10 protein-coding genes are annotated in these 14685 nt (G+C 49.2%); 8 read left to right on the top strand and 2 right to left on the bottom strand.

Features of this window, described 5'->3' with window-relative positions; genetic code table 11:
- The first annotated feature begins 237 nt into the window (after window positions 1–237).
- The 4 genes from SPIBUDDY_RS08995 to SPIBUDDY_RS08980 are packed head-to-tail and all read left to right on the top strand — an operon-like array spanning window position 238 to window position 5341.
- Window positions 238–2169 carry a glycoside hydrolase family 127 protein gene (locus SPIBUDDY_RS08995; RefSeq protein ID WP_041380692.1) on the top strand — a complete coding sequence of 644 codons (1932 nt, stop codon included), beginning with the start codon at window positions 238–240 and terminating at the stop codon, window positions 2167–2169.
- Window positions 2170–2216: 47 nt separating this feature from the next.
- Window positions 2217–3563: an ABC transporter substrate-binding protein gene (locus SPIBUDDY_RS08990; protein ID WP_013607439.1), complete on the top strand. Its 1347-nt coding sequence runs from the start codon at window positions 2217–2219 to the stop codon at window positions 3561–3563.
- A gap of 24 nt (window positions 3564–3587) precedes the next feature.
- A complete protein-coding gene (locus SPIBUDDY_RS08985) occupies window positions 3588–4490 on the top strand; it encodes a carbohydrate ABC transporter permease (protein WP_013607438.1) in 903 nt (300 codons plus the stop codon).
- On the top strand, window positions 4487–5341 hold the full coding sequence (locus SPIBUDDY_RS08980) for a carbohydrate ABC transporter permease (protein ID WP_013607437.1): 855 nt from the start codon (window positions 4487–4489) through the stop codon (window positions 5339–5341). The genes SPIBUDDY_RS08985 and SPIBUDDY_RS08980 overlap by 4 nt, the downstream gene beginning before the upstream one ends.
- Window positions 5342–5376: 35 nt before the next feature.
- Here the strand turns inward: SPIBUDDY_RS08980 and SPIBUDDY_RS08975 are convergent, their stop codons facing one another.
- Window positions 5377–7875 carry a beta-mannosidase gene (locus SPIBUDDY_RS08975; RefSeq protein WP_013607436.1) on the bottom strand — a complete coding sequence of 833 codons (2499 nt, stop codon included), beginning with the start codon at window positions 7873–7875 and terminating at the stop codon, window positions 5377–5379.
- 94 nt (window positions 7876–7969) lie between these two features.
- Here SPIBUDDY_RS08975 and SPIBUDDY_RS08970 point away from each other — a divergent pair, with 94 nt between their 5' ends.
- On the top strand, window positions 7970–9358 hold the full coding sequence (locus SPIBUDDY_RS08970) for a GGDEF domain-containing protein (RefSeq protein WP_081454636.1): 1389 nt from the start codon (window positions 7970–7972) through the stop codon (window positions 9356–9358).
- Window positions 9359–9416: 58 nt separating this feature from the next.
- Here SPIBUDDY_RS08970 and SPIBUDDY_RS08965 read toward each other — a convergent pair whose 3' ends face one another.
- On the bottom strand, window positions 9417–11075 hold the full coding sequence (locus SPIBUDDY_RS08965) for a diphosphate--fructose-6-phosphate 1-phosphotransferase (RefSeq protein ID WP_013607434.1): 1659 nt from the start codon (window positions 11073–11075) through the stop codon (window positions 9417–9419).
- A gap of 124 nt (window positions 11076–11199) precedes the next feature.
- Here SPIBUDDY_RS08965 and SPIBUDDY_RS08960 point away from each other — a divergent pair, with 124 nt between their 5' ends.
- The 3 genes from SPIBUDDY_RS08960 to SPIBUDDY_RS16330 are packed head-to-tail and all read left to right on the top strand — an operon-like array spanning window position 11200 to window position 14663.
- Window positions 11200–13539 (top strand): glycoside hydrolase family 2 protein, encoded by a 2340-nt coding sequence (locus SPIBUDDY_RS08960; protein ID WP_013607433.1) that lies wholly within the window; start codon window positions 11200–11202, stop codon window positions 13537–13539.
- A 4-nt stretch (window positions 13540–13543) separates the two neighbouring features.
- Complete coding sequence (locus SPIBUDDY_RS08955) at window positions 13544–14083, top strand: YaiI/YqxD family protein (RefSeq protein WP_013607432.1); 540 nt, start codon at window positions 13544–13546, stop codon at window positions 14081–14083.
- Window positions 14084–14108: 25 nt separating this feature from the next.
- Window positions 14109–14663, top strand: a complete 555-nt coding sequence (locus SPIBUDDY_RS16330) for a helix-turn-helix transcriptional regulator (RefSeq protein WP_041380689.1) — start codon at window positions 14109–14111, stop codon at window positions 14661–14663.
- Window positions 14664–14685 lie beyond the last annotated feature (22 nt).

Raw genomic sequence — 14685 nt, 5'->3', positions numbered from 1 at the left:
ACTGCTTTCAGATGAATAAAATCCATATTCTAATAAAAAACGTTTACTATTTACAGCTTCTACTAATTCTGTGAGAAATTATGTAATTGCTATAAATATAGAAAATAAAATCTTTACAAATAAGAAAACTGGTTGTAATCTACTAATATAAATATTAAACGTTTACCATAGATATAGTAAATATGGCTAGAAACAGTGAAACAACGGATGTAAAAATAAACGTTTACCATGAGGGATATGATGCAAGAAAGCCTGTGTAGTGTAGATTTACGGAGCATAGAGATAACAGACCCACTCTTCTCCCACTATGTTTCCATGATTAGTGATGTGGTTATCCCCTACCAATGGGAAATTCTGAATGATAGGGTGGAAGGAGCTGTTCGCTCACACTGTCTGGAAAACTTCCGAATAGCAAGTAAACAAACTCAGGGGTCTTTCTATGGGCAGGTGTTTCAGGATAGCGATGTGTACAAATGGCTGGAAGCCCTTTCCTATTGTCTGTTGAGAGGAAAAGCCATGTCATTTATTCCTATCGCTGATGAGGTAATCGCTTTATTGGAAAGTGCACAACAAAGCGATGGGTATCTGCATACCTACCATATCATCAATGGACTTGATAAGCGTTGGACCAACTTGCTTGAGGCGCATGAGCTTTATTGTGCAGGGTATCTGATAGAGGCTGCAATAGCTTACCATGAAGCAACAGGAAAGGAACGCCTTTTGGGTGTAGCCCTTCGTTTTGCCGACTTGATTTGTGCTACATTCGGTCCTGCAGACAACCAGATACACGGATATCCAGGACATGAGGAGATTGAGCTGGCACTTATACGGCTCTATCGGCATACACACACGAAACGGTATCTGCAAACTGCCCAATACTTTCTGGAAACTCGAGGATCAGAACCGAATTATTTTGTTTCTGAAATTGCCAACCGAAAAGGACCGTGTCTGTTTGAAGAGTTCAGGGACTATGACCTTTGCTATTCACAGGCCCATCAACGACCGGTGGATCAAAGAAGTGCAGAAGGCCACGCGGTACGAGCTCTCTATTTATATTGTGCAATGGCTGATTTTGCTCAGGAAAAGGGTGATGAAGCTTACCGGATAGCCTGTGAAGCATTGTGGGAGAGCATCGAGCAAAAACGGATGTACATTACAGGTTCTGTGGGCTCCTCAGGGCTTCTTGAACGATTTACCACTGATTACGATCTTCCCAATGATAGAAACTATGGGGAAAGTTGTGCATCGGTTGCTCTGATGATGTTCGGTCGTCGTATGGCCAAGCTGACCGGAATGGCACGCTATCATGATACGGTTGAGCGAGCACTCTTCAATACAGTGCTTAGCGGTATAAGCGCTGATGGACTGCATTACTTCTACGTCAATCCGCTGGAAGTCTGGCCAGAGGCATGTATGCCTTTCACCAGTATGGCTCATGTAAAACCGGTCAGGAAGAAATGGTTTTCCGTAGCCTGCTGCCCCACCAACATCGCACGGACATTGGCTAACCTTGGCAGTTATATCTATGAAAGCAACGGAAATTCTGTAGTTGTCAACCAACTCATCTCATCCAGTATTGTCATAGAAATTGGAAAGGAGAAAAGAATTCTGCATTTGGATGTATCTGATTCAGGCAGAAGTCATCTCACCTTGTCGTGCGATAAAGACCTTTTGGTACAACTACGTCTGCCATGGTATGCCAATCATCCAACTTGTAAGGAGGATGGGACTAAAAGAGAGGTAATTGTAGCACATGGCTATGTACAGATACAACTTCATGCAGGGAAAACCGTGACCATGGATCTGCATGTTGAGCCACAATGGATGGCTGCCAATCCTCAGGTTCGGGCCGACCAGCACCGGGTTGCTTTGCAGTATGGACCGTTTGTGTTCTGCCTTGAGGAGACGGACAATTCTGCAAACCTCGCATCCCTTGTCGTCGATAGTACGAGAAAGCCCACTGTATCCGGGTTTTTGGAGGAATTGCCAGGCAAACTACCAATATTGGGCTATGAAGCCTGGAAAGTGGAAAGCGAAGAACAAGGACCCTTGTATCGGAAAGCTTCGTATAGGCTGAAACCACGTCAGGTACGTGCGATTCCCTATTGTATGTGGGGAAATCGTGAAAAAGGGGAGATGTTGGTCTTCCAATATTTGAAAACTGTGTGAAAATCCAAACCAGCAGAGCTGGTCTGAAAACAAAAGGAAGGTAGAACATGAAAAAAAGAGGTTTCTTGACTGTACTGCTATGCATCCTTATAGCAGTGGTGTTGCCTGCAGCAGGTTCCAAGGAAACAGCAATGGAAAGCCAGAAGGTGAGTATCACCTATTCGTTCTGGGGTACTCCTGATGAAGGAGCTGCCGTACAAAAGGTTGCTGATCAGTTCAATGCATCGCAGGATAGGATTTCTGTAGAAATCATGGCAATTCCGCATGATACCTATGTGACCAAGCTCAATACGCTTGCAACGGCAAGGAATTTGCCTGACTGCGGTATTATGAGCGAGGCCGGAGTACTGCAGTTTGCAGAGAACGGACTGTTGTATGACATTTCGAATATGTATGGGGCGGGTGAATCCAAGCCTTTGGATTCATTGGCATTCCGCTACCAGGGAAAGCCGGTTGCCTACTCGGCAGCAAATGAGATTCTGTTGCTCTATTACAACAAGGCTATGTTCGATAAGGCGGGAATCGCGTACCCCCCGACCGATGCGAAGAATGCATGGACGTGGGATGAGTTTGTACAGGTTTCCAAACTACTTACCTTGGATGCAAATGGTAACAATGCGACCAGCTCTGCCTTTAATCCCAACACGATTGTTCAGTACGGTTGCATGGTGGAGAACTTGACATGGCAGTTGGAGGTATGGTGCCTGAGCAACGGAAGCGGTTTCTATACAGAGGATGGGAGCAAAGTCATCATTAACGAAGCAGCTGCAACTGAAGCACTGCAGAAGATTGCCGATCTTCATCTGGTGCATCATGTCGCCCCGATTTCCTCCGGACTGACCGACGACGGTGTCCAACGTTCACTGATTGCAGGCACGTGTGCCATGACTACCAACGGAGCTTGGAATGTAGGAACCAGCCTCGCTTCTGCACGTTCTGAAGGGTTGAACTACGGTGTAGCGGTACTTCCTTACATGAAAGAGAAAGTAACCATTTGTACCGGAGGCCCGAATGTTGTATTCAGCCAGACAAAGCATCCAAAGGAAGCGATGGAATGGGTGAAGTGGTACATGCAGGAAGAGAATAGCTGGTCACTGATCGAGACAGGCATCTGGATGCCAATTCTTGAGAAGTGGTACACCGATGAGTCTTTTACCCGCAAATGGGTGGAAAATCCAAATTTCCCGCCGTATGATGACTACAAGAAAGCGGTGGTGGACTACGCAAGGGACTATTCTCGTTCAACATCATGGTACTATGTGAACAATACCAATGACTTCAACACTCTCCTGGGTTCTGTCCTTGGCGAAGTGTGGACAGGAAAGAAATCGGCCAAAGATGCAATTGGGCAGAGCTATCCTCAATTAGTCTCCGCTTTCAAGGGCGAGCTGTAACAAATTAAGGGTAGGGGGCTAAGGATGAGAAGTTTGAACGCACGCCAAAAAAGTGAAAGCAGGGCAGCCTATATCTGTCTGTTTCCCTCAATTATTGGTTTGGTCTTTCTCACCTACCTTCCCTTGCTCAGTGTTTGCATATTAGGGTTTTTTAAATGGGGAAAGGGGGCGGTAGAGCCGATTTTTGTGGGCTTTGACAACTACCGCCGTCTTTTTACCACCGATCCCTATTTTTCTGATTCTCTGAAAGTCACGTTGCTGTTCAGTCTTCTTTCGGTTGTGATGAGCATGGCTTACTCCCTTTTTATTGCCATGCTGCTCAACCGAAAGATTAAGGGCCGGCTGTTCTTCAGAGCAATTTTTTATCTTCCTTATGTACTGCCGGCTATGGCCGTTTACATAGGTTGGTCTTGGTTGTATGAGTCCAATTTTGGGTTGTTCAACTACATCCTCTCTGCCTTAGGATGTACGAAAGTCAAGTTTCTTGCCGATTCTTCGTTGGTTGTTCCTTCCTTGGCGCTAATCGCCGTTTGGCTGGCAGGCAATCTCATAGTAATCTTCCTTGCAGGACTTCAAAATGTACCAAAAGTATACCATGACGCAGCCGAGATTGATGGGGCGAACAGCTTTCAACGGTTTGTGCATGTTACCGTTCCCTGTATGACACCGATACTCTTCTACAACCTACTCATGGCGCTGATTACCAATATGCAGATAGTCACTCCTGCCTTGGCATTAACCAACGGAGGACCCGGGAATGCTTCCACTTTCATGACGTATCTGATGTATCGATATGCCTTTGTAAGTAATCAACTGGGGTATGCCGGTGCTATCTCCTTTGTGTTTTTCCTCATCATTGCAGTATTTACGATTCTCTTGTTTGCAACCAGCAAACACTGGATTTTCTATGAGGGGGAGAAGGCATGAATACGCTACAAAGCAAGCAAAAGCTGAAAAGGATGTTTGATATTCTTACATTTGGGATATTGTTTGTTCTGGGAGCATTGGTCCTATTGCCTATTTGGTGGATGGTACGTTCCAGCCTGATGACCAATACCGAATTGTATGCTTTCCCCCCGGCCTTCTTTCCCGACAAATGGCTCTTTTCCAACTATGCAGCAACCCTGGAATTCTTTCCATTTTTCAAGTACCTGGGGAATACCCTTACGATCATTGTCCCTTCCGTGTTGGGTGGAACCCTGACAGCAACGATGGGAGGCTATGCTTTTGCCCGGCTTCGCTTCAAAGGAAAAGACTTTCTCTTTTTGCTGTGTGTAGGGTCAATGTTGCTTCCCACAATGGTTACCTTGCTTCCCTTGTATATTCTTTGGACCCGCTTGCTTGGTGTCTACGACTCCTATCTGCCGTTGGTGCTTCCTCATTTTTGTGGTGGTGGAGCTTTCAATATTTTCTTGATTCGTCAGTTCATCAAATCCATTCCGAGGGAGCTGGATGAAGCCGCTACCATTGATGGAGCAGGCCCACTGCGAGTTTTGGCCTCCATCATTGTTCCCGCCATCAGATCAGCCATGATTGTAGTTGCCCTTCTGTTGTTCATCATGCTCTGGAATGATTTATTGCAGCAGATCATCTACATCAATAGTCTGGATAAATTCACCATAGCCTTGGGACTCTCCCAATTCAAGGGAAGTCTGGGAACCGATTGGTCGATGATCATGAGCGCCACCTGCATGTCCTTTGTCCCGGGTATCCTATTCTACTTGGTTGGACAGCGATATTTTATTGAAGGCATCGTCATGACAGGCATGAAGCAATAAAAATACCCTGCAAGCTTTCCTGCAGGGTATTGATGCTATTTGCTGCTGCTGAATACGTCGAAGACCTTCAGCTTCTCCTTGAACTGCAAAGCGGTAATACTCTCATGAGTCTTGAAGAACACCACCTTCTGCGCTGTAGGTCGGATATTGAAAAGGTTGTCACTGAAAACCCCCTTCAGGTCCTGGGCATCGAGAGCGACCTCGAATGCAGGATGGGTGCAGCTCACGGTGACCAAGAAACCCCCGCTCGCTTTTTCTATGTGCGTTTCAATACCAGGATCGCAGAGTTGGCAAGCTTTGGGTTTATCCAGAAGCAGGCAGTTCTCAATGTACAGGTCATCGCTCTTGAGCTTGAGATAGATAAATGTTTTTTGTCTATCGATTTTGGGTTTCTTCTTCAAGTCGATGGTGCACATATGGGTGCTGCTTTTTGCATCGATGGTAAGCCGATATTCCTGCTTGCCGAGCTTTTGGCCGTCGAACGTGCAGAACTTCACTGAGAGCTTTGCATCCTCAATACCCTTCGGCCCGTCATTGACGATGTACACCTCAACCTTGCCATCCTCCTTCTGATAGGCGATGGGAAGGGCAGGGGCATAGAAGCGCTTTGCAGCATAGTGCAAGAGCTTCCACTTGAGGGTATAGTCGATTGAGGACCAGGAAGCTACCGGCCAGTTGTCATTGAGTTGCCAGTACAACGTACCCATGCAATGGGGCATGGTGGTTCTCCAGTACTCTATGGCCATTTTCATGGCAGTAGCCTGCTGAACCTGACTGAGATACAGCATCTGTTCAAAGTTGGTTGGAAAGCGGTAATAGCGGCTGAAGTTCTCGATTATGATGGAATTTCCCCTGGGATTCTTCTGGTGGTGTTCCATTTCGACGCTGGTAAGATTCCACATGGAGGGATGGGCATACGTTGCGACAGTGGATAATGAAGGGAAGCTCTGATAGCCAAATTCACTGACAAACCGAGGCTTGATTGAATAATACTCCTCGAAGCTCTTTCCCTCATGCCAGACCGACCAGAAGTGCATGTCACCGCGTTTGTCATTGTGCCAGTTGTCTGAGAAGTCGCTGGGACCTGCCGACGGACTGCTGGGCCACCACGTTCGATTGGGATCGAGCTCTTTGATGACCTTTCCAACGACGCCTTCGTTGAGCCGGTCATAGTCGATGACATAGCGATATGGATTCTTGCGTGACTCCTCATACCAGCTGATGGCCCCCAAGTCCTCGTTGTTTCCGCACCACAGGGCCAGGCTTGGGTGGTCGTGCAGACGATTGACTTGGTAGCGGAGCTCCGCCTCGACACTAGCGAGGAAGGAGGGATCGGATGGGTACATAGAGCAGCTGAACATGCAATCCTGCCAAAGCAGAATGCCTTTTTCGTCACAAAGCTCGTAGAAATCCTCTTTCTCGTATAATCCACCACCCCAGATCCGCAGCATGTTCATGTTGGCATCCATTGCGTACTGCAGCAGTTGTTCATAGCGGTCCCGCTTCAGGCGGCCCATGAAGGCATCCATGGGAATCCAGTTGGCGCCCTTGGCAAAAATATCCCTGCCGTTGACAGAGAAAACCATACCTTTGCCGCCCTCTGCATCTTCCTCGGTTTTAACAACCAATGTCCTGAAACCGATACGTTTGGATACTTCTTGGCTTCCTATGGTCAGGTTTAGGGGATACAGCACTGCTTTCCCTTCGCCGTTCGGCCACCAACGTTGTACCTTGTTGCAGACAAGATGAAAGGTAATCTTGTTCAATCCAACCTGGGTTTCAATGGATCCCTGTTGTGTAACGCCTGAACAGGTTGCACTGCAAGGCAGGATCTGAGCTTTTTGGGCATTGAAAATGACCTGTACAACCAAGTCCCAGCTATCATCGGAGAGCGGTTTCGTGTCGCAGGTGACGCTTTCGATAATGCCTTCGTCGGCAAAGGTCAGCTGGATCGGCTCATAGATGCCGAAACTCAGTATGCATGGACCCCAATCCCACCCGCTGTGGCATTGGGTTTTGCGCACCAAGTTCCGATGTTTTGCCGAAACCGGATAGACTGAGTACGGAATGGGGTAGGCAAGCTTCGCGGCTTCTTTGATGGCATGATTCTCTGCACTGGTGAAAATCAGTTTGATGCTGTTTTGCCCTACCTGCAATGCAGAACCGATGTCAAAGCGCCAACGTCTGAATTGGTTGTCGCAGCTGCCTATGTGTGCATCATTGACCAGTATATCTATGATGGTATCGGCCATAGTCAGGGTGAGGATTGCATGAGTATCGCGTAGGTCAGCCTCGGAAATCGAGAATGTGCGCTGTAAAACCCAATCGTTTTGTCCGACCCATTGGATATCCAGTTCCTGTGTTCCAAGGTAGGGGTCCGGTATAATTGAAGCAGCGAGCAAAGCCGAATGAATGTCGCCGGGCAGGGTACAGGGGATGTGGTCATGGTTCAGGAAATATTTACAATGCGGGGCAATCTTTTCTGTATCGAGCGGATAGAGATTCCAGACTCCGTTACTATCGAGTGTGTGCATGAATGGTGACCTCCGATGGCAGAGTATACCATAGGCAAGGGCGGCTGCGTCGAAAAAGCTTGAGGTGCTCCTGCCGGCAACCTATACTTGAGCCATGAGGCAAAGAAGGAACGTGAATCAGGGAGCCTCATCGTACGAGGCTCACCATACGCAAGACTCCACGCTAAAGCTTGGGGCGTTGCTGCAGGCAATTTTTGTTACGGTTCTCCTTCTGTTGATAACGTATACCCTCTACCAAGGGTGGAATGAACGGCTGGTGGAACGGGGAAAGCAAGCAGGACAGTCGGAGTTGTTGGGCATACGGAAAAATCTCTTTCTGTTGATGGGAAATCAGGAAATGTTTACCGCCCTGTACGGACAAAGAATAGAAGAGAGCCTTTTTATCGGGGAGGTGCCCAAGCTCGCCGACCTTGCCACCTATCTCGACTTCTTGAAAAAAACGCATCCATCCTTCAGCTTTGCAACTCTCGACCGTGAGATGGTGGTGCTTGACCGGTATCCAACTTTGGGACCCTATGGAATAGGATACAACTATCAGAATATTGAGCAGTATGCATCGCACATCATGCAAACACTCCTCAATGATAGTGCAACCTTGGACGGTCCCATCAAAGATGAGGATCATAGAAACTATTTGGTAAGCCGATATGCTCTATCCGACAACCGCGCCCACTGGGGCCTGCTAACCCTCTATTTCGACTTTGAGCAGTTCCTCATAGAAGCAGGGGCCGATGAGGTTTCCAGCCAGTATCAGGTGTCGATGAATTTCTCACACGAAGGAGGAGAAGAAACCTTCGTATGGGGTGCTGAGTCACTCGCTAGTGAGGATGCTGTTTCCATGGACTTGTCATATTCGTCGCTACGCTGGAATATGAAATTGGCACCCAAAGATTCTTGGGTTGCATTCTCCCTGCCGTTGTTGCTTTACGGAATAGTCAGTACTCTCGTCTGTTTGGCAATAGGGGTGCTGATTTACTTGCATCAAATCCGCTACGAGTTGGTGAAAGCACGCTCGCGCACCGACAGCCTGACCGGCTTGCTCAACCGCAGGGAATTTCTCAATTTACTTTCACAAACCGATTCGGGTGAACAATCGTATGCCGTAGCATTGATCGACATCGACAACTTCAAGGAAATCAACGATACCTACGGACATCTCAACGGGGACAAGGCCTTGCTTTCCCTGGTGGAGACACTCAAGCACCATATCCGCATGAGCGATGTCATCGCACGATTCGGGGGTGATGAGTTTATTCTGCTGTTTCGTGACTGCTCCAACATCGACTTCTGCAAACGCCTTTTCCAAGCGATCAGGCATACGAACGTGGAACTCGAGGGGAAGCAGGTCGAAGTGGTAATCAGCATGGGAATCGCATTTTCCGCTGATGAAGAAAAAAGCCCACAGGCTCTTATCGCTACCGCCGATCGTCGACTCTACCAAGCCAAGCTTGGTGGGAAAGGCCGACTTTGCAGTTTTGGCTGAACATGAAAGAGACCGGGGCGTTCAACCCGGTCTCATTTCCTAATCTAGTGGGAGTTGCTTAGTTGGATTGCTCCAAAGTCAGCGTGACTGTAGTTCTGTCACACACCTCGGCTGGACCAAAGTACTGTACAGCTCCGGGATAGGTGAAGCATGTCTTGCGTGCCCACTGTGCGCGATGCTCGGCAAAGTATTTGAACGGCTTGCCTTGTAGCTCTACCAAAGCTTTCTTGATAACAGGTTTCTTCTCCCCATGACGAACTTCCATGTTCATCATCATGGTGATGGGAATCCCGCCTGCATTCCACTCATTCGCCGGTGCACAGAGGTTTGTTATCGAACTGAGGTAACCGCTCACCCCTGCTGCGATGAGGCAGAAAGCATTATACCCAAGGCTGTAACAGTAATCAGCATCAAAATTGGTCGGGAAGGCACAACGTCCCTCATACCCGAAGAAGTGCGTCATCGAGCTGAACTTGCCCTTGTAGGTGTGCTCAGCCTTCAGCTGCTTCAGTCGTGCGTCAACCATGGTGGAGAGCAGTTTGTCGGTCTCGATGCGCGATACCTGCACATTCCCGTGCGGGTCGCGGTCCATCAACAGCTGCTTCTGGATCTCATCGGGAAGAATGGTGAAGACTTCCCGGCTGTTATTGCTCAAACGGCTGCTGACGAAGTCGATGCGCTGCTCACTGTCGGAAAGGGCATTGAAAGCACTCTCTTCTTTGGAAAGCAGGTGGTTGATCTCGTCGATCAAAGCCTTGATCTCGGGAATGAACTCAACCAAACCCTCGGGAATGAGTACTACACCGAAGTTGTTTCCATCCTCAGCGCGATCGCGGACAGTCTGAGCAATGTACTCTACAATGCTGACCAGGCTCTGCTTGTTCGCCTCAACCTCTTCGCTGATCAGACACACATTCGGCTGGGTCTGGAGAGCGCATTCCAATGCGATGTGGCTGGCACTGCGGCCCATGAGTTTGATGAAGTGCCAATATTTCTTGGCACTGTTGGCGTCACGGGCGATATTACCGATCAATTCGCTGTAGGTTTTGGTAGCGGTGTCGAAGCCGAAGGAAATCTCAATGAATTCATTCTTCAAGTCGCCGTCGATGGTTTTGGGACAGCCCATTACCTGGATGCCATGTTGCTTCTGCAAGAAATATTCTGCAAGAACTGCTGCATTGGTGTTTGAGTCGTCACCACCGATGATGACCAGGGCGCTGATAGCGTGCTTCTTGCACACCTGGGCGCAAACTTCAAACTGCTGTTGCGTCTCGAGCTTGGTTCGACCACTGCCGATGATGTCAAAGCCACCGGTATTGCGAAACGATTGCAGGAACTCGCTGCTGATAATCTGGTAGGAGTCTTCCAGAATACCGGAGGGACCACCTTTGAACCCGTAGAGGGTGTTTTCGGGATTTGCTGCCTTGAGGGCATCGAACAATCCACTGATGACATTGTGTCCACCGGGAGCTTGGCCGCCGCTGAGAATGACACCGACATTGCGCTGTACTTTGACGGCTTTGTTGTCGCCTTCAGTGAAGGTGATCCTGCTCATTCCATAGGTATGAGGGAACAGTGCCTTGATGGCATCGGCATCGGTTGGGGCACCGGTTGCCTCGCCGAAAGCGGGGGCAATGCTGGCGATGTCCTTTCTAAGAATTGCGGGCAGCTTTGGCTGGTACGCATATCGAACCTGCTGCAAAGGGGAAATGTCCATAATGAACTCCTGTCAAATTTGGTGTCTGAACATGCTAACCATAGAACAAAAAGGCCCTGTGTTTCAAGCATAGACACTTGCTTGGCGACTCCTGGGCTGGTATATACAAAGAAGGGGGACAACGATGTACCAAGAGATTCCCGCCAACAATGGTTGGTCTTTTTTTCCGGGCTTTGAAGAAGCGTTTCTGAAACCTGATTTTGACAGCAGTTCGTGGCCACAGGTAGACCTGCCGCACAGCCCCCACCTGTTTGAGATTGGCTATAAAAAAGAGGGTTTTCATCAGGGTTTATCGACCTACCGACGCAAATTCTCCGTCCAAAAGGAGGAAAAACACCTGCTTGCCCTCCGGTTCGACGGTATCGCAAACAGTGCTGTTTTCTACTGCAATGGCAAGCAGGTTGGCAGTTGCACGGGACCCTACCTGCCGTATACCCTTGAACTCGGAACATTGGAGGAATGTGTTCTTACCGTTGTCGTCGATGCTACGGAAAATCCGCAGTTTCCTCCCTTCGGTGGAAGTATGGATTACATCACCTTTTGCGGCATCTATCGCTTGGTCACCCTGATCATCAAAGAAAACGAGAGCCTGTCCTTCGTGTATGCATCGAGTACCGAAGCTGATAGTGTGCACATTCATGGCAGGGCAGTAAACAGTGAATCTCGCAGAGTGCAGGTTCGCTTGTATGACCAAGAAGTACTCCTTGCCAAAGGAGAGACCGTCATAGAGAAGGGCTCCTTCTCACTTTCACTTGGCAACCTTTCTCTTAAGCGTTGGTCTTTGAACGACCCCTATCAGTACACCGTGGAAGTTACACTTGCCGATAAGCAAACCAAGGTTGTCCGCTTCGGCAGCAGGTCGGCCGAATTCAGAAGCGACGGTTTCTATCTCAACTCAGAAAAGCTTGTACTGACAGGACTCAACCGTCACCAAGATTACCCCTATGTGGGGTATGCAGCACCCCCGAGCCTACAGCGTGAGGATGCGAAGTTGTTGAAGGCTATCGGAGTAAATCTGGTACGAACCAGCCATTATCCGCAAGATCCGAGTTTTCTGAGTGCCTGTGATGAACTGGGCCTGCTGGTTTTCGAGGAAATTCCCGGATGGCAGCACATCGGAGGGCAGGAGGCATGGAGAAAGGCTTGTCTTGAAAACACACAGGCGATGATCGAGCGGGATTGCAATCACCCAAGCATCATCCTGTGGGGTGTGCGGGTCAACGAATCAGCTGACGATCATGAACTCTACCAAGCAACAAACGCTCTTGCGAGAAACCTCGATCCCTATCGTCAGACAGGGGGGGTGCGCAATCTCAAGCACAGTGAATTCCTTGAGGATGTCTATACCTACAACGATTTTTCCTATGCCGGCAAGGGAAAGGGACTTCAGAAGAAAACGAACGTGTGCCCCCGCCAGGTACCGTACCTTGTGACTGAATACTGTGGTCATATCTATCCGACCAAGCGATTCGATCCGCCTATGGTGCGTAGCGAGCATGCCCTCAGGCATTATCGGATCCTTGATGCAGCACACGCTACTGTCGGGCTCTCTGGTGCCATCGGCTGGTGCATGCACGACTATTACACCCATGCAAATTTCGGTAGCGGAGACCAGATCTGCTACCATGGGGTCACCGACCTGGCACGCAACCTGAAGGCTGCGGCCTTTGTCTACCAGAGCCAGCTGGACGAGAAGCCCCTGCTTTGCGTGCTGTCCAGCATGGAAGGGGGAGACCATCCGAATGCCTGCCTCGACCAAGCGGTGGTTGCCACCAACTGTGATGCGGTACGACTTTGGTTCAATGAGGATGAGGTGGGACTTTTCTACCCCGACAGGAGGCAATTCCCCCACCTGGCCCATCCCCCTGTCATTATCAGGGACTTTATCGGCGATCGACTTAAAGCAGAGGCTTATCTTACCGAAAAGCAGAGGAAAGCCCTTGCAAGACTCCTAGGCAAGGTTGGCAGGCAAGCTGTACAGCTGACCCTCCTCGATACTGCCAAATTGGGCTTCTTCCTAGCTCGCCATCGAAAGAAATATGGCGATGCGGTACGCATGTTCAATACGTATGTGGGCAACTGGGGAAGCAAAGAAGCCGTTTGGCGTTTCGAAGGTTTGATCGATGGGAAGGTGGTGGCCCGACAGGTCATTGAGCAAGCCCTTGCTCCTTCTTTACAGCTCAAGTGCTCGACGAACACACTCTCCTTGGGCCTTTCTACCTATGATATGGCCCAAGTCCAGGTGCTGATAACCAAAGCCGGGCAACTGCTGCCCCTCAGTTATGCCTGTATCGGTTTCTCAGTCAGTGTTGAAGGTCCTCTTATTTTAGCTAGTCCCTCGGTCAGTTGCACCGTAGGAGGTAGTGCAGTGATTTACGTGAGAACGAAACAAGAGGCCGGTGAGGCAACGCTGACGGTTCACTCTGCATTGGGTGACACAACAATACATTTTGCAGTAGGCTAGTTGCATGGTGAAGTTGTATATAGATGCCGACTCCTGTCCGAAAAATCTTCGTCAGATCGTGTTGAAAGCGATAATGAGGCACAATCTTGTCTCGTTCTTTGTCGCCGACCGTCCGCTGAAGGATATTGAAATTGCCTATCAGGAACACACCTCCTTGCTGCGAAAAGCGGCCAAGGAGGCAGGGGAAACCGATGCGAAGGTCCTGCGCTCAATAAAAAGCACCATTACCATGGTTATCGTACAGCCGGGAATGGATAGTGCCGACGATTGGATAGTCGAACAAGCCGTTGCCCCGGCTATGGCTATCACCCATGATATCCCGCTTGCCAGCCGCTTGGTGGAAAAAGGCTTGACCGTTCTCGATGACCGCGGCAAGACGTATACGCGTGAGAATATGGCAGAACGCCTTTCGGTGCGTAATGCAATGACAGAGTTTCGGGAAATGGGATTGTTTGCCGAGAAGCATGAGCGTATGGGAAACAAGCAGATCAAGGCCTTCAGCGATGCTTTCGACACTCTGTTGACTGCGATGCTGAAGCAATAAAGGAAATCGCTGTTCTTAGTGGGTAATGAAACGAACAGCCGTTCTTCTGTATCACAGCGTATTGGAACGTGAGCAACTGCTCTGTCGCTTGTCACCGATATCCTTTCTTGAGCTCGATTGCAAGAAACTCGAAGGAAAGGAATGCATGGAATACCGCGCACCGGTAATCTGTTTTGCACGCGACCTGCCTACAGCCCTGCACCTTAAGCAGCAGGTGAGCTGTCCATACTTGCTGCTGTTCTGTCCGCCTTCGCTTTTGGGGATGTGCAGCCTGCTGGAGGATGCACATTGCAGGGCGCAAAGTCTTTCGTGCTCCGTTTCAACCCTGCAGCAGACTCTGCTTTGCTGTACCGATGTACGGGAAAAAGAGTGTGTACAGGAACAGGTGGTCGCACTGACCAGACGTGAAGAACAGGTGCTGGCCTTGATGATCAGCGGACAGGACATACAGTCGATTGCTCTGATTCTTGGCATTAAACGTTCTACGGTTGTCGCCCACAAGAAGCATATGTTTTTGAAAAGCGGGGTGCATACCACCAGCCAATTGGTGGTATGGGCCATGCTCAAGCAGGTGTGCTAGCGATACAAATGAAAGGCGGTGG

This window comes from Sphaerochaeta globosa str. Buddy, from assembly GCF_000190435.1.
In the GTDB taxonomy this organism is placed as follows: Bacteria; Spirochaetota; Spirochaetia; order Sphaerochaetales; family Sphaerochaetaceae; genus Sphaerochaeta; species Sphaerochaeta globosa.
The sequence above is the reverse complement of the archived record's forward strand: the minus strand, read 5'-3'. Positions and strand labels throughout refer to the sequence as shown.